This window comes from Corynebacterium tuberculostearicum, from assembly GCF_013408445.1.
GTDB classification, from domain to species: Bacteria; Actinomycetota; Actinomycetes; order Mycobacteriales; family Mycobacteriaceae; genus Corynebacterium; species Corynebacterium tuberculostearicum.
Genome location: NZ_JACBZL010000001.1, coordinates 2,018,731 through 2,034,095, shown reverse-complemented (window position 1 = coordinate 2,034,095; position 15,365 = coordinate 2,018,731). Strand labels below are relative to the sequence as shown.

At 63.4% G+C, this 15,365-nt stretch carries 12 protein-coding genes and 1 tRNA gene; 6 read left to right on the top strand and 7 right to left on the bottom strand.

The genetic code is table 11. The features are described from left to right. Window positions 1–26: 26 nt before the first annotated feature. The 3 genes from rfbB to rfbA are packed head-to-tail and all read left to right on the top strand — an operon-like array spanning window position 27 to window position 3,229. Window positions 27–1,022: a dTDP-glucose 4,6-dehydratase gene (gene rfbB, locus BJ985_RS09540; protein ID WP_179387615.1), complete on the top strand. Its 996-nt coding sequence runs from the start codon at window positions 27–29 to the stop codon at window positions 1,020–1,022. Window positions 1,023–1,024: 2 nt separating this feature from the next. Further along, on the top strand, window positions 1,025–2,380 hold the full coding sequence (rfbD, locus tag BJ985_RS09535) for a dTDP-4-dehydrorhamnose reductase (protein WP_179387308.1): 1,356 nt from the start codon (window positions 1,025–1,027) through the stop codon (window positions 2,378–2,380). Next, window positions 2,381–3,229 carry a glucose-1-phosphate thymidylyltransferase RfbA gene (gene rfbA / locus BJ985_RS09530; protein ID WP_005323086.1) on the top strand — a complete coding sequence of 283 codons (849 nt, stop codon included), beginning with the start codon at window positions 2,381–2,383 and terminating at the stop codon, window positions 3,227–3,229. It abuts the gene before it with no gap. Window positions 3,230–3,232: 3 nt separating this feature from the next. Here rfbA and BJ985_RS09525 read toward each other — a convergent pair whose 3' ends face one another. The 3 genes from BJ985_RS09525 to BJ985_RS09515 are packed head-to-tail and all read right to left on the bottom strand — an operon-like array spanning window position 3,233 to window position 5,800. Further along, on the bottom strand, window positions 3,233–3,847 hold the full coding sequence (locus tag BJ985_RS09525) for an MBL fold metallo-hydrolase (protein ID WP_179387307.1): 615 nt from the start codon (window positions 3,845–3,847) through the stop codon (window positions 3,233–3,235). After that, window positions 3,847–4,932, bottom strand: a complete 1,086-nt coding sequence (locus BJ985_RS09520; protein ID WP_179387306.1) for an S-(hydroxymethyl)mycothiol dehydrogenase — start codon at window positions 4,930–4,932, stop codon at window positions 3,847–3,849. The genes BJ985_RS09525 and BJ985_RS09520 overlap by 1 nt, the downstream gene beginning before the upstream one ends. Before the next feature lie 52 nt (window positions 4,933–4,984). Continuing rightward, window positions 4,985–5,800, bottom strand: coding sequence for a GDSL-type esterase/lipase family protein (locus BJ985_RS09515; protein WP_179387305.1), 816 nt, complete (start codon window positions 5,798–5,800; stop codon window positions 4,985–4,987). 151 nt (window positions 5,801–5,951) lie between these two features. On the opposite strand from BJ985_RS09515, the gene BJ985_RS09510 reads away from it, so the two are divergent. Beyond that, complete coding sequence (locus BJ985_RS09510) at window positions 5,952–7,574, top strand: AMP-binding protein (RefSeq protein ID WP_179387304.1); 1,623 nt, start codon at window positions 5,952–5,954, stop codon at window positions 7,572–7,574. 69 nt (window positions 7,575–7,643) lie between these two features. On the opposite strand, the gene BJ985_RS09505 is transcribed toward BJ985_RS09510, so the two are convergent. Both BJ985_RS09505 and BJ985_RS09500 read right to left on the bottom strand, forming a co-directional pair. Next, window positions 7,644–7,719: transfer RNA gene (locus BJ985_RS09505), tRNA-Thr, on the bottom strand. Window positions 7,720–7,795: 76 nt separating this feature from the next. Beyond that, window positions 7,796–9,034 (bottom strand): DNA polymerase III subunit delta', encoded by a 1,239-nt coding sequence (locus BJ985_RS09500; protein ID WP_179387303.1) that lies wholly within the window; start codon window positions 9,032–9,034, stop codon window positions 7,796–7,798. Between BJ985_RS09500 and BJ985_RS09495 the strand changes: the two genes are divergently transcribed. Both BJ985_RS09495 and BJ985_RS09490 read left to right on the top strand, forming a co-directional pair. Beyond that, a complete protein-coding gene (locus tag BJ985_RS09495) occupies window positions 9,033–10,565 on the top strand; it encodes an adenylate/guanylate cyclase domain-containing protein (protein ID WP_005323092.1) in 1,533 nt (510 codons plus the stop codon). The genes BJ985_RS09500 and BJ985_RS09495 overlap by 2 nt on opposite strands. A 12-nt stretch (window positions 10,566–10,577) precedes the next feature. Then, window positions 10,578–11,816 carry a DUF418 domain-containing protein gene (locus BJ985_RS09490; protein WP_236587042.1) on the top strand — a complete coding sequence of 413 codons (1,239 nt, stop codon included), beginning with the start codon at window positions 10,578–10,580 and terminating at the stop codon, window positions 11,814–11,816. On the opposite strand, the gene BJ985_RS09485 is transcribed toward BJ985_RS09490, so the two are convergent. Both BJ985_RS09485 and topA read right to left on the bottom strand, forming a co-directional pair. Further along, window positions 11,766–12,362: a hypothetical protein gene (locus BJ985_RS09485; RefSeq protein ID WP_179387302.1), complete on the bottom strand. Its 597-nt coding sequence runs from the start codon at window positions 12,360–12,362 to the stop codon at window positions 11,766–11,768. The genes BJ985_RS09490 and BJ985_RS09485 overlap by 51 nt on opposite strands. An 18-nt stretch (window positions 12,363–12,380) precedes the next feature. After that, window positions 12,381–15,356, bottom strand: coding sequence for a type I DNA topoisomerase (gene topA, locus BJ985_RS09480; protein ID WP_005323095.1), 2,976 nt, complete (start codon window positions 15,354–15,356; stop codon window positions 12,381–12,383). Between the last annotated feature and the right edge of the window lie 9 nt (window positions 15,357–15,365).

The following is a 15,365-nucleotide window of genomic DNA, read 5'->3' as shown; positions in this document are numbered from 1 at the left end:
CCCTACACTGGATAACCATGCAAACGATGCTCGTCACTGGCGGCGCCGGTTTTATCGGCGCCAATTTCGTGCGCCTAATATGCCAGGCGCGCCCCGATACCCGCGTTACGGTGCTCGATAAGCTCACCTACGCCGGAAACCGCGCCAACCTCGCCGGTCTCGATATTGACCTCGTGGAGGGGGATATCGCCGATCCCGCCACCGTAGAACCGCTTGTCGCAGCTGCCGATGTAGTGGTTCATTTTGCCGCCGAGTCCCATAACGACAATTCTTTGCGCGACCCCTCGCCCTTCATCCACGCGAACCTCGTAGGCACATTCACCCTTCTGGAGGCCTGCCGGAAGCACGATACGCGCTTCCACCATGTCTCTACCGACGAAGTTTTCGGCGACCTCGAGATAGGAGCAGCGACCAAATTTAGCGAGCACACCGCCTACGCTCCCTCCAGCCCCTACTCGGCCACCAAGGCGGGGTCTGACCACCTCGTGCGAGCATGGGTGCGCTCCTTCGGACTGCGCGCGACCATCTCAAACTGCTCCAATAATTACGGGCCTTACCAGCACATCGAGAAGTTCATCCCCCGCCAGATCACCAATATCCTTTCCGGACACACCCCCAAGCTCTATGGCACGGGCGAGCAGGTGCGCGATTGGATCCACGTCGATGACCACAACGAAGCGGTGCTCGCCATCCTCGAGCGGGGCCGCATCGGCGAGACCTACAATATCGGCGCGGACCAGGAAGATATTAATAATAAGCAGGTCATTGAGCTGATCTGCGAAATCATGGGCCACACCCGCAATGGGCGCGCGCTCTATGAGCACGTGGCGGACCGCCCCGGCCACGACCAACGTTATGCCATGGACGCCGCCAAGCTGCGTCGCGAGCTGGGATGGACCCCGCGGTTCACGGATATCCGCGCCGGTCTCGAAGACACCATCGCGTGGTATCGCGATAACGAAGGCTGGTGGAAGCCCGAGAAAGAAAACGTGGAAGCCCGCTACAAGCAGCAAGGACAGTAGATATGCGTATTACCGAAACCGCCATCCCGGGGCTGCTCATCATCGACCTCGACGTGCACGGCGATAACCGCGGCTGGTTCAAGGAGAATTGGCAACGCGAAAAATTCACCGGCCTCGCGCCAGAGCTCGCGAGCTTCCAGCCGGTGCAGAACAATATCTCTTTCAACCACGCCGGTGCTACGCGCGGCCTGCACGCCGAGCCGTGGGACAAGCTCGTCTCGGTGGCGCAGGGCAAGATTTTCGGCGCATGGTGCGACTTGCGCGAGGGGTCGGAAAGCTTTGGTGAGGTCGTCACCCACGAGGTAGGGCCGGAGACTGCGGTGTTTGTCCCGCGGGGCGTCGCCAATGGCTTTCAGGCACTGGAGGAAACCTCCTACTGCTACCTGGTGAATGAGCACTGGTCGGCCGAGGCTCGCTATGCCGCGGTGAACCTCAACATCGTCGACTGGCCGCTGGAGCCCACCGAGATTTCGGAGAAGGACACGCAGCACCCCGCTCTTGAAGACGTGAGCCCGATGCCCGCCCGGCGCATCCTCGTCACGGGCGCGAACGGGCAGCTGGGGCGGGCGCTGAAGCGCCTGCTTACCGACGCCGAATTCTGCTCCCACGCCGACTTCGACATCACCGACCCACCAGAACGGAATTGGAAGCAGTACTCCGCCATCATCAATTGCGCGGCGTATAACGACGTCAACGGCGCCGAAAACGACCGCGCCGCCGCCTGGGCCGTCAATGCGGAAGCGCCCGCACGGCTGGCGCGCATCGCCGCAGAAAACCAGATCACGCTGGTGCATGTGTCGAGCGACTATATCTTCGACGGCACTAACGAGGTCCACACCGAGGAGGAGCTACCGTCGCCGCTCAGTGCATACGGGGCGTCGAAAGCCGCGGGCGATACCGCCGCGCAGACCGCGCCGCAGCACTACGTCATCCGCACTTCCTGGGTCTTTGGCGATGGCGAGAATTTCATGTCCACCATGCGCCGGCTGGCCAATAAGGGTGTGGAGCCGAAGGTCATCCATGACCAGCGCGGGCGGCCCACGTTTGCTGAGGACTTGGCCAAGGGCATCGTCCACCTACTCGACTCCGGTGCGGACTACGGCGTGTATAACCTCTCCAACTCGGGCGATACCGTGGGCCGCGATGAGATAGCCATGGCCGTGTTCATCGGGCTCGGCCACGACCCGGCCGAGGTCACTCCGGTAAGCACCGAGCAGTACCGCGAGATCGCGGGCCCAGAGGCGCCGCGCCCCAAGGAGTCGACGCTTGCGCTAGATAAAATCGAGGCTACGGGCTTCAAGCCGCAGAATTGGCGCGCGGCCCTTGCCCTGTACTTGGCGCTGTACCCGGAGGATTAAATGAAAGGCATCATCCTGGCCGGCGGTTCCGGCACGCGGCTCTACCCGATTACCAAGGGCATCTCGAAGCAGCTCATGCCCATTTATGACAAGCCGATGATTTATTACCCGCTCACCACGCTCATTCAGGCGGGTATTCGGGAAATCCTCATCATCACCACCCCGGAGGATGCGGGGGCCTTCCAGCGACTCTTTGGCGATGGATCGCAGCTCGGGCTCATGATCGATTACGCGGTCCAACCGCGGCCGGAGGGGCTCGCGCAGGCCTTTTTGATTGGCGAGGAGTTTATTGGAGACGACAGCGTCGCGCTGGTGCTCGGCGATAATATCTTCCACGGCTTCGGCGGCGAGCTCGCCCACTGCCAAGATCCGGAGGGCGGCATCATCTTCGCCTACGAGGTCTCGGATCCACAGCGCTATGGTGTCGTGGAATTCGACGCCGCAGGCCATGCGCTCAGCATCGAGGAAAAGCCGGAAGTACCGCGGTCGAACCACGCGGTGGTGGGCTTGTACTTTTATGACAACTCCGTCGTGGAGATAGCCAAGGGCATCGAGCCCAGCGGCCGCGGTGAACTGGAGATCACGGCGGTAAACGAGGAGTACCTGCGCCGCGGCGAGCTCAATGTCCAGCGCCTGCACCGCGGCAGCGTGTGGCTCGATACGGGAACGGTGGACTCGATGAGCGAGGCCTCCGCCTACGTCGAGGTGATGCAAAAACGCACCGGCATCGTTATCGGCTCACCAGAAGTGGCCGCCTTCGACGCCGGCTTCATCGACCGCGCCCAGCTAGAAAAACTCGCCGAGCCGTTACTCAAGTCCGGCTACGGCGAGTACCTGCGGGCGTACTAGAGGCTAGTAGCCGCGCTCGATGTATTCGTCGATGCGCGCAGCCTCCGCGCCCACCGTGGTGGCATCGCCATGCCCTGGCAGGACCTTGGTGTCCTCCGGCAGGGTGAAGACGACGTTCTTCAGCGACTCGATGATCACATCGAAGTCGGAGTACTTGCGGCCGGTGGCGCCGGGGCCGCCGTTGAAGAGCGTATCGCCCGACAGCAGCGTCTCGCCCACATGCAGCACCACGCAGCCCGGCGAGTGTCCCGGGGTGTGGTAGACCGTAATCTTCTCGCCGCCAATATCGAACTGACCGCGGTCCGCCAATGGCGTGTACGGAGCATCGCCATTGGACTCCTGCCACAGCATGTCATCGTCTGGGTGCAGGTAGACCTCGGTATCGAAGCGCTTGGCGGCCTCGGGAGCGAGCTCGCAGTGGTCGTTGTGCGCGTGGGTGAGCAAGATGCCTTCCACGCGACGATCGCCAACGAGCTCTGCTACCGCATCGAGGTCGTGGGAGGGGTCCACCGCATAAACACTGGAGTCATCACCTACGACGTAGACGTTATTGTCCACGTCCCACTCGCCGCCATCGAGGCGGAACTTGCCAGAAGTAACCGTGCTATCGATACGCATTAGAACTCCACCACCGAACGCAGGACCTTGCCGGACTTCATGGTGGCGAAGGCCTGCTCGACGTCGTCAAGCGCAATGCGCTCGGAGACGAACTTGTCCAGCGGGAAGTTGCCGGCCTTGGACAGCGCTACGTAAGCGGGGAAATCGCGCTCCGGGAGGCAGTCGCCGTACCACGCAGGCTTGATGGAACCGCCGCGGCCGTAGAGGTCGATGGCCGGAATGTCCACGTGGTCGGTGAGGTTAGGCACGCCCACCATGACCATGCGGCCGGCGTGGTCGCGAGAGTAGAAGGCCTGGCGCCAGGTGGGCTGGATGCCCACGGCGTCGATGGAAACATCGGTGCCGAAGCCGCCGGTGAGCTCGCGGACGGCGTCGATGACTTCCTGTTCCGACAGGTCCTTGGAGCAGATAGCATCGGTCGCGCCGAATTCGCGGGCGGTTTCCAGCTTGGATTCGTCAATGTCCACGGCGATGATCTTTGCCGCGGCTGCCAGCTTGGCGCCCGCAATGGCCGCCATGCCAACGCCGCCGCAGCCGAAGACGGCAACGGACTCGCCGAGTTTGATGTCACCGGTATTCACGGCAGCGCCGAGGCCCGCCATGATGCCGCAGCCCAGCAGGCCAGCGGCGGCTGGGTCGGTGTCTTCCACCTTGGTGCACTGACCCTCGTGGACCAGGGTCTTCTCCGCGAAGGAACCGATGCCCAGCGCAGGGGTAAGTTCGGTGCCATCCTCGAGGGTCATCTTCTTGGAGGCGTTGTGGGTATTGAAGCAGTACTTTGGCTCGCCCTTCTTGCAGGCGCGGCACTCGCCGCACACGGCGCGCCAGTTCAAAATGACGAAGTCGCCTTCCTCCACGTGGGTAACCGCAGAACCTACGGTTTCTACCACGCCTGCGGCCTCGTGGCCGAGCAGGAAGGGGAAGGCGTCTTCGATATCGCCATCGCGGTAGGCAAGGTCGGTGTGGCATACACCGCAGGCCTGGACGCGCACGATGACGTCGTTAGGGCCGGGGTCAGGAACGACAATGTTGACGGTTTCGACTTCCGCGCCCTTGGAGCGGGCAATAACAGCTTTTACAGTCATGCGCCCGAGTGTACCTATATTTTCAAAACCGGCGCATTATTGAAAATTCTTTTTAAGAGCGGGCAATGACGTTGGCCGCATGCTCGTGGCCGCGCTGGTTCATATGGATGGGCAGGTTGCCGTCGCCAGCACTAAAGTCCACCAGACCAGCCCACATGCGCTGGTTTGCATCGGCGCACATGCCGTTATTGCGGGTGGAAGGCTTCATATCCAAGAACTGCACGCCGGTGCGCGCCGCCAGATCTACCTGCATCCACTGGGCCTTATTCTCAAAGTCCTGAATACCCGGCAGGAACGTGGAATCAGCCGGGCGCGGGCCGAAGTGGAAGAGGCAGTAATAAGGGCCGGTGCCGATGGTGGGGTATCCCACGATCTGAACGCGAGCGTTCGGGGCCGCGCGCTTAATGCGCTCGATCTGCGGGGCGGTGCGGTCCGCGAACTGCTTGCGAATCTGCGGCAGGCTCATATCGCGGTGGTTGTAAGTGTCATTAAAGCCAGTGGTGATAACCACGCGGTTAGTGGCTGGGCTCAGCGCGCCGGTACGGATGGCCGCATCCACCTGCTGAGAAACCTGCGGGCCGCGGGACATGGACACGGCGCCGGAGCAGGAGAAGTCCCGCACCGGAAGGCGCAGCTTGGCGCCGGCGCGCTTGGCGTAATTATTGGAGTTCGGGCAATCCACGCCCACACCCTTAGAGGGATCGAAGCGGTGGGCGAAGTAGGAGCCGGCATCTGGATCCGCAAGGACGGAATCGCCGAAGGCTACTAGGTTGCGCTCCGCGGCGGTGGCCTGCGGCGCGACAGCCACGCCTACGACGGCCAGCGCGGACGCCACCACGGAGAGGACTTTGAGCTGCAGAGATTTCATAAGATCCTTTTCTAGAAACACCAGTAACTTCAGGTAACTGTAGCCACTTCTGTAACATATTTCGAGTTGGCGGCAACACCGCCCGCCTCTCTCACGATATCGTCCATGGTTATCTTTTCGTTATCTTCGCTAATTTGGAGCTTTCCCGATCGTGAATTTTTCTGATTTCACATTCCACGCTGCAGCCCTCGGCCGGTTCGTGCCGGCGCTACTTAACGCCGGACTCGTCAGCCACCAAGGCGGCGCGAAGGCTCAGCTCAACCTGCTGCCGAACCTGGCCCGCTACCGCTTCACCACCGCGCGCGAGATCGAACAGGGCTACCTCGCCTGCCCGGAGCGCTTGGCGCTTATCGACGACGACGGCACCCTCACCTACCGCCAGCTGCGCACCCACACGCAGGGCTTCGCCCGCTACCTCCGCTCGCTGGACTTGCCCGAGATTCGCCTCGGCGTGATGGCGCGCAACGGCCGCGGCATCATCATTCCGCTCGGTGCCAAGGGATATGTGGGCGCTTCTATTTACCTGCTCAACGTGGGCTCCTCCCCGGAGCAGCTGGCCGGCTGCATCGAGGAGAATGGCATCAATGTGCTCGTCGTGGATGATGAGTTCATCGACCGCGTGGACACCGATATCCCGGTCATCATCGCGCACGATACGGGCGCAAGCGATCTGCCGAAGCTGGACAAGATTGTAAAGAACCCACCGGCCGTGGAGCTGCCGCGCTTCCCCAAGCACGGCCCAATCGTGCTCATGTCCTCCGGCACCACGGGTATTCCGAAGGGAATTGTCCGGCCGGAGCCGACCCTGCCGGTGGTGCTGGCCTCCATCGTGGATACGATTCCGTGGCGCGCCGACCAGCGCCTGCAGCTCACCGCCTCCATTTTTCACACCTGGGGCTGGGCCTGCATCAATATCGCGCTGGGCCTGCGCAATACCATCGTCACCCGCCGCGTATTCGACGCGGAGCAGGTGCTTGACGATGCCCAGCGCTACCGCCTCGATGGCATGATCTCCTCCCCCATCTTCTTTAAGCGCTTGGTGGAGCGGGACCCAGCCGGTGAGTTCGATACCTCGAGCCTGAAATTCATCGCCTCGGCCGGCAATGCACTGACCCCGGAGGTGGTCAAGGAGACCAATGAGCGCTTCGGCGCCATCCTATGCAACGTGTACGGATCCACCGAGCTCGCGCTCGCGACGACCGCCACCATGGACCAGGTGGCCGCCAACCCCACCATCGCCGGCCGCGTGGCCTCCGGCACGAAGCTGCGCATCCTCGATAAGGAAGGCCACCCGGTGCCGCGCGGCGAGGTGGGAGAGATCTACCTGAACAACTCCACCGCCATGACCGGTTACACCAACCCGAACCTGCGGCTCAATAAGGTGGACGGTCTCATCTCTATTGGAGACTTGGGCTACATCGACGAGCACGACTTCCTGCACGTGGTCGGCCGCGCCGATGACATGATCATCGTCGGCGGCGAGAACGTCCACCCGCAGTCCGTCACCGAGGTCCTCGAGGCCATGCCCGGCATCCACGAGGTGCATGCCGGCGGCGTAGAGGATAGCGAGACCTTCCAGCGCATCGCCGTATGGGCGGTGCCTACTGCCGACGCCGCCGGAAAGGCCCTCACCGCCGACGCCATCCGCGACTGGGTCCGCACCAAGCTCGCCGATCACTCCGTGCCGCGCGACGTGCACTTCCTGGCCAAGCTTCCGCGCAACGCCACCGGCAAGGTGGTCCCGCGCCTGCTCAATAACCACGGCGAGGCTTAGCGCGCTACACCCACAACCCGCTGTCCCCGAAACCGCGAAAGGCCGCAGGCTATACACCTGCGGCCACTGTGGAGCCGCCTGCGAGAATCGAACTCGCGACCTTTTCATTACGAGTGAAATGCTCTACCGACTGAGCTAAGGCGGCGCGCTGCTCGGCATACGCCAGTGCAGCAAGAGAAAGTCTAACCTAGGGGTGCCACGGAATAGAAATCGGGCCCCACCTACAGGCACGCGCGGCGCAGGCGGCCCACCAACCCGTCGAAAGCAATCTGCGTGCCGACGTTTTGGGTCAGCTGCTCGCGGCACAACGTAATGGCCGCCTGGCAGTCCAGCAAGCCTTCCTCGCTCACGCGCTGCGCGATCTCACCAGAAAGTCCAGCAAAATCCGGGTGGGTGAGATCCACCTGCGCGCCCACCTTCTGTATGAGTGCATCGCGGTAGACGCCGGAGAGATCAACAAGCACGAGGTCCAGATTGTCGATCACGCGGCGTTTCGCTCGCTTCTTGTGTTGGTCCTGCAGATCCTTAATGGCGGAGCGGGCGTCGCGCTGCGCTTTAGCCGCGCCTTTGCCCTTCGCACCCACGCCGAGGGTCTGCTCCAGCTTCGCCAGCTCGGCTTCTTCTTGTTCCTTATGCGACTCCTTCGCCTCCGAGTCCACCAATTTCAGCAGCGAGGTCACCGCCTGGAAGCCCTGGGAGCCGTGGAAGACCTCTTCTGCCAGGTTGATGGCCACCGCGCGGCGTTTTTGCACCGCCGGATCGTTGACCAGGCGCCGCGCCCGGCCGACGTGACGGAGGGAGGTGAGGGCGGCCAAGTGGGCGTCGTGATCCGAGGCGCCCTCGCTGACCAACTGGGCGGTAATGCTCTCCACCGACGGGGAGGGAATGTAGAGGTGGCGGCAACGCGAGCGGAGGGTCTGGGAGAAGTCCTCGGGGGCGTCGGAAGGCGCGCACATAATGATCACGGTGCGCGCCGGCGGCTCCTCCACCGTCTTGAGCAGGGCATTCGCGCCGTTATTGTTCAGGCGGTCAGCGTTATTGAAGATCACCACGCGCCAGGGCGCCACCGTGGGCAGGCTCGCCGCGCGGCCGATGACCTCGCGCACCGTATCCACGGGAATGATGACCTCCTGCGGATCCACGAGGACCAGATCGGTGTGCTGTTTGGTTTCTAGCACCGCGCGGCAGGCCTCGCACCGGCCGCAGCCCGGTTCCTCTGGGTCCGTGCACATGAGCGCGGCCGCAAAATCGATGGCGGCCAAGGAACGGCCGGAGCCCGGCGGGCCGGTAAATAGCCAGGAATGGCTCATCGCCCGCGGGTCTGCCCCCGGCATCCCCCGAGCTGCCCGGGCGGCGCCCAGGATAGTGCGGGCCACACCTGGGGTATCTGCCAATCTTTGCGCAACGCTTCCGGTATTCACTCGCCCTAGCCTACTGGTCTTACTAAAGTATGAAAGCATGAACAGACTACTGCGCGGCGCACGATGGCTCATGGGTACCCAATGGCCGGTCTACGCCGCCTTAGTCCTGGGCGCGAACCTCATCGGCGCCATCGCCATCATGACCTTTGTCCTCTATTTCCTGCCGATGCCGGAGATTAAGGACTTTGCCGCCGAGCTGCCCAGCCTGATGGGCGTCGCCGCGGTGTACCTCATCTTTGCCGTGGTCATCGGCATCGCCGTCACCCTGCTGCTTTTCCGCCCGGTGCTGGACTGGCAGCGCAACCCGGACGAGCACGATCCGAATATGGTGCGCAACCTGGTGCTGCGCATCCCCGTCTACCAATCCGTGGTGGCGGCCGCGGTGTGGCTCATCGGCATCATCCTGGCCGTGGTAATTTCCGGCCGGGAATCCGGCAGCCTCGGGCTCGTCGTGGGCGTATCCGCCACCCTGGCCGGCCTTGTGGTGGTCATCTTGACCTACCTGCAGGCAGAGCGCCTCGTACGCCCGGTGGCCGCCCAGGCAGTGGCGCGCCGCTTTGAGGATGCCACCCTGGAGCCGCCCATCAAGTACCGCCTCATTTCAACCTGGCTGATGACCTCCGCCGTGCCGCTGGTGGGTATCTTGCTCGTACTCATCGCCCAGCGCACCGGGCTCTTCTCCGGCACCGCAGGAGACCTGGTTCCCGCCATCACGGCCCTGGCACTTACCGCTCTGGCCACCGGGTTTATCGGTACTAGCTTCGCGGTGATGAGCGTGGTGGACCCGATCGTGGAGCTGCAGGACGCCATTAACCGGGTGCGCCGTGGCGAGAACGATGCCGAGGTCGATATCTATGACGGGTCCGAGCTGGGCGTGCTGCAGGCCGGCTTCAACGAGATGATGCGCGGTCTGCGCGAGCGCCAGCGCGTGCGCGATATCTTCGGCCGCTACGTCGGCGCCGAGGTGGCGCAGCGCGCCCTAGAGGAGCGCCCCGAGTTGGGCGGCGAGGACCGCAAAGTCGCTGTGCTCTTCATTGACGTCATCGGTTCTACTACCTTCGCCGTCAACCACTCCCCCGAGGAGGTAGTGGAGGAGCTCAATAAGTTCTTCGAGCACGTCGTCGAGGTGGTGCACCGCAATAAAGGCATCATTAACAAGTTCCAAGGCGATGCCGCGCTGGCTGTCTTTGGCGCGCCGCTCAATGTTTATGATTCCGCCTCCATGGCGCTGCAGGCCGCCCGCGAGCTGCGCGGCGAGTTGCGCGGGCTGGAGCTGCAGGCGGGCATTGGCGTGGCGGCGGGGCACGTTGTGGCCGGGCATATCGGCGGCGCGGATCGCTTCGAATACACCGTCATTGGTGACGCCGTGAACGAGGCTGCGCGCCTGACCGAGCTGGCCAAGGACACCCCGGGCCAGGTTCTTACCAACGCCGCCACACTCAAGACCGCCAATGAGGCCGAGCAGGCCCGCTGGACTATGATGAAATCCATTGAGCTGCGCGGCCGTCACCGCATGACCCAGCTGGCTCGCCCTATCCGCGCTACCCTGGCAGAACGTTCCGAGGTATAAAGAGGTTTTTAAGTGAGCTCAGCTCCCCGGCCCCGCATGATCGTGCCCGATGTGGCGCGCGGCATGGCCCTTCTAGGCATCGCCATGGCCAATATGACCACGGCGTGGATCATCACCACCGACCGGCCGGGCAGCTATTTCGGTGGCATCATCGACGGCAGCGCGTGGGACAAGGTCGCCGTCGTCTTCGGCGCCTTCTTTGTCCACAACCGCGGCCTGCCCATGTTTTCTACGCTGCTGGGCTTTGGTGTGGGGCTCATCGCGCTGAGCCTGTGGCGGCGCGGATTTCCGGTGCGGGCGGCGCGCGGGGTCATCGCCAAGCGCTATGCCTTCTTGGCAGTGATGGGTGCGGTGCATATGGTGCTGCTGTTTTGGGGCGACATCATGTTCTTCTATGGCGCGGCCGGAATCGTAATTGCATTCCTGCTGCGCAAGCGGGATTCCTCCCTCATGCTCGTGGCCTATATTCTATTCGCACTGTGCGCGCTGGGCGGGATTGTGGCCTTCATTTCCGGCGCTATGGATCCCCGCGGCGTGGTGGCTACGGAAGGCATCGGCACCATCGAGTCCTACCCCGATTTGCTGCTCAGCCAGCTTGTCACCTTAGGCAGCCAGGCTTTGGCCACGCCGATCATTTTATTGATGTACCTGCCCGTCATGCTGGTGGGCTTTGTGTGGGCGCGCCAAGGCGTGCTTGCCGACGTCCCCTCTCACCGCCCCACCCTCCTCCGCTGGGTGGCCGTCGCGGTGATCATTACCGTGGTTATCGGCGCCTTGTGGTCTTTGAGCACGCTTGGGGTCATCGAGCAGCGCTGGGCGAATGCAGCCAATAATGCCAACGCTTTCATCGGCGTCTTCACTGGCCCCGGCATCCTGGCCGGGCTCGCGTTGGTGCTGCAGCCAGTGCAAGAAAGGCTCTCGGCTGGCGCACCGCTGCCCGCGGTACTGTGGCCCTTCGCGGCGCTGGGCAAGCGCTCCATGAGCGGCTACGTAGGGCAGTCCATCCTCTTTTTCTGCCTCGTGCACCCATTCACGCTGAACTTCGGCCACGATCTGGGCGCCTTCGGCCAGGCCGCGCTGGCCTTCGCGGTGTGGTTGGCTACGCTTATCGGGGCCTGCGTGCTGGAAGTCTTCGACCTCCGCGGGCCGTTCGAGGCGGTGCACCGCCGCCTGTCCTATGGTCCGACGATGCAGCCGCAGCTACCGCGTGCGGCACAGGCCATCAATCAGCAGCAGGTGGCCGACCGCTAGGGCACCCGCCTCGGCCGCGCATAACAAGCGCGCCCCCTGCTTCCGCTTACCGCGATAGTGCTGCGCGAGTGCCGCGCGCAGGGCCGTCAGCCCCTCGGCCGCAACGAGCAGGTTGGCGCCGTGGCTCATGCCTTTGCCAGCATCGGTGCGCAGCGCTGGATCTCCCGCCATTGCCGAGGTCGTGAGCACCGCCGCGCCGCCCACCGCGACCGCAGCGGCCGTCGGCTGTGTGCGAGTGGCGGCAACGCCCGCGCCCCACGCGGCCGCGCGCAGGCCCCAACCCAGAGCATCATTGCGCGCGCCGCGGCGATACAGGCTCCACGCATAGGCGGCATGGCTCGCCGTTACGGCCGCCACGCCGAGCACCGAAGGACGGGTCAGGGTGCGGGCCTTTTCCACCTGGGCGATAGCCCCGGCTAAGACTCCGGCGCCAACGGCGGGCTCTTCGCGTACCGAGGCCAAAAGCTGCGGCCGCGCGCTGATGTCGGTGACGGCGCGCCGCAGGGCCGCAGCGCCTTCTTGGGTGCGGGCAAGAAAATCGTTCATGCCCGCCACCTTACGCGGTTACTTCTTGCGCGAGCCGGCCTTTACCACGTTCTTCGTGCCGGGCGAAGGCTTCTTAGTTGCCTTCTTGCCAGCCTTCTTCGTGGACTTCTTGGTGGCCTTCTTAGTCGCCTTCTTCTTCGTCGTCTTCTTAGAGGACTTCTTGGTGGACTTCTTCTTGGTCTCGCCGGAAGCTTCCTTGGCGCGGCGCTCGGAAAGGAGTTCGTTCGCGCGGGCGTCGGTAAGCTGCTCCGGGTCATCGCCGCGGCGCAGGGAGGCATTGGTGGTGCCATCGGTGACATACGGGCCGAAGCGGCCGTCCTTGACGGTCATGGGCTTGCCGGAGACGTCGTTATCGCCCAGCTGCTTAATCGGCGGCTGAGCCGCTGCGCGGCCGCGACGCTTCGGCTCGGCGTAGATGCGGCGGGCCTCATCCAAGGTGACGGTGAAGATTTGCTCTTCCTTAGCCAGCGAGCGTGAATCGGTGCCCTTCTTCAGATACGGGCCATAGCGGCCGTTCTGCGCGGTGATCATCACGCCGTCGTCCTCGCCCACCTCGCGCGGCAGGGAAAGCAGCTTAAGGGCCTCCTCCAAAGTCACGGTGGAAGGTTCCATGGAGCTAAACAGCGAAGCCGTACCCGGCTTGAGCTTGTTCTCGATGTACTCCTTGACGCGCTTTTCCTTCTGCTTCGCGGCCGTCTTGGTTTCCCAATTCTTGGCGCGCTTGCCTTCCTCGGCGCGTTGCTTGTCTTCCTCAGCGCGCTCCTTGGCGACGATCTCCTCGGCCTCACCCTCGGCCTTCTCCCGCTCATCCTCGCGGACGACCTCGGTGACATAGGGGCCGAAGCGGCCTTCCTTGGCCACGATCATGCGGCCGTTTTCTGGGTTCTCACCCAGCTCGCGGCCGCCCTGCGGGGTGGCGAAAAGCTTTTCCGCCAGCTCCTCGTTCAGGCCATCCGGGGTGACGGTTTCGGACAGGTTAGCGCGCTGATACTCGATGCTGCCGTCGTCGTTAGTGCCAACGGCGCGCTCGATATACGGGCCATAGCGACCCACGCGGACGAAGACGTCGCGGCCCTCGGTATCGGTATAAAGACGCAGGGAGTTGACCTTGCGGGCATCGATGGCTTCTAGGTTGACGTCGATAAGCGACTTCAAGCCGCCGTGCCGGGCAATGGAAGCCGCCTTCTGCTCGTTGGCCTCGGCGTTGCCAAAGTAAAAGCCGTTTAGCCAGGCGGTACCGTCCTCGATACCGGTGGCAATCTGGTCTAGCTCGTCTTCCATGGAAGAGGTGAAGTCATAGTCCACCAGCTCGGTGAAGTTCTCCTCCAACAGGCCCACGACGGCGAAGGCAACCCACGAAGGCACCAGCGCATTGCCGCGCGAGACCACATAACCGCGGTCCTGGATGGTCTTGATGATGGACGCGTAGGTAGACGGGCGGCCGATGCCCAGGTCCTCCATCTTCTTGACCAGGCTGGCCTCGGTATAGCGCGCCGGCGGGTTGGTGGAGTGGCCCTCGGCGGAGACCTCCTTGGCGGTCAGGGCGCGGCCCTCTTCCAAGTGCGGCAGGCGGGTCTCGCCCTTCTTGTCCCCCTTGGCGTCGTCCGCGCCGTAGGCCTTCAGGAAGCCGGGGAAGGTAATGGTGCGGCCGGTGGCGGAAAATTCCACGTCGTAGCTGCCCTTATCGGTGGCGGCGGTGCCGGCTACGGTGACCTTCATGGAGGTTCCCTTGGCATCGGCCATCTGGGAGGCGACGGTGCGCTTCCAAATCAGGTCATAGAGCTTAAACTCCTCCGCATCCAACTGGCCAGAGAGCTGGCCCGGGGTGGCGAAGGACTCGCCGGCCGGGCGGATAGCCTCGTGGGCCTCCTGGGAATTTTTCACCTTGCGGTCATATACGCGCGGGGAATCAGAGACGTATTCTGCACCATAGATGCTGGTAGCGGAGTTGCGCGCGGCGGACAGGCCCTGCTTGGAGAGCGAGGTGGAGTCCGTACGCATATAAGTAATATGGCCGTTTTCGTACAGCCGCTGCGCAATGCGCATGGTGCGCTCAGAGGTAAAGTGCAGGCGGCGGCCGGCCTCCTGCTGCAGCGTAGAGGTCATAAACGGCGCATAGGGCTTGCGCGTATAGGGCTTGTGTTCGACCCCAGCGACCTGCATATCCGCACCGCGCAGCGCGGTTTCTAGCGCCTTGGCCTGGGGCTCGGTGATGACGATGACGTCTTTGCTCTTGACGTTTCCGCGGTCATCAAAGTCGCGGCCCAAGGCCACGCGCTTGCTATTGACGGCGGTAAGGCGGGCGTCGAAAGTAGCGGGGTTGTCCGCGTCCGCAGCGCCGGTATCTAGCGTGGCGGCCAGATCCCAGTAGTCCGCGGAGATGAACGCCATGCGCTCGCGCTCGCGCTCGACGATGACGCGGGTGGCCACCGACTGCACTCGGCCGGCAGAAAGCCGCGGCATGACCTTCTTCCACAGCACCGGGGAAACCTCGTAGCCGTAGAGGCGGTCGAGGATGCGGCGGGTTTCCTGGGCGTCGATAAGGTTGTAATCCAGATCGCGGGTATTGTCCGCGGCCTCCAGGATCGCGGACTTGGTGATCTCGTTAAAGACCATGCGGCGCACCGGGACCTTGGGCTTGAGCACCTCGAGCAGGTGCCAGGCGATGGCCTCGCCCTCGCGGTCGGGGTCTGTTGCGAGGTAGAGCTGGTCGCACTGCTTCAGCTTGGACTTGAGGTCCGCGACCTTCTTCTTTTTATCGGGGCTCACCACATACAGCGGTGCGAAGTCATCCTCCGGGTTCACGCCGAGGCGCGCCCAGGATTCCTTCTTATACTTAGCCGGCACGTCCGCAGCGCCACGGGGAAGATCGCGGATATGGCCCACGGAGGCCTCCACGATGTAGTTATCTCCGAGGTAAGGCTGAATCTTCTTCGCCTTCGTCGCCGACTCGACGATCACCAAGGTCTTTCCCGGCCCGGCTGCTTCTGCCACTTCGACTTC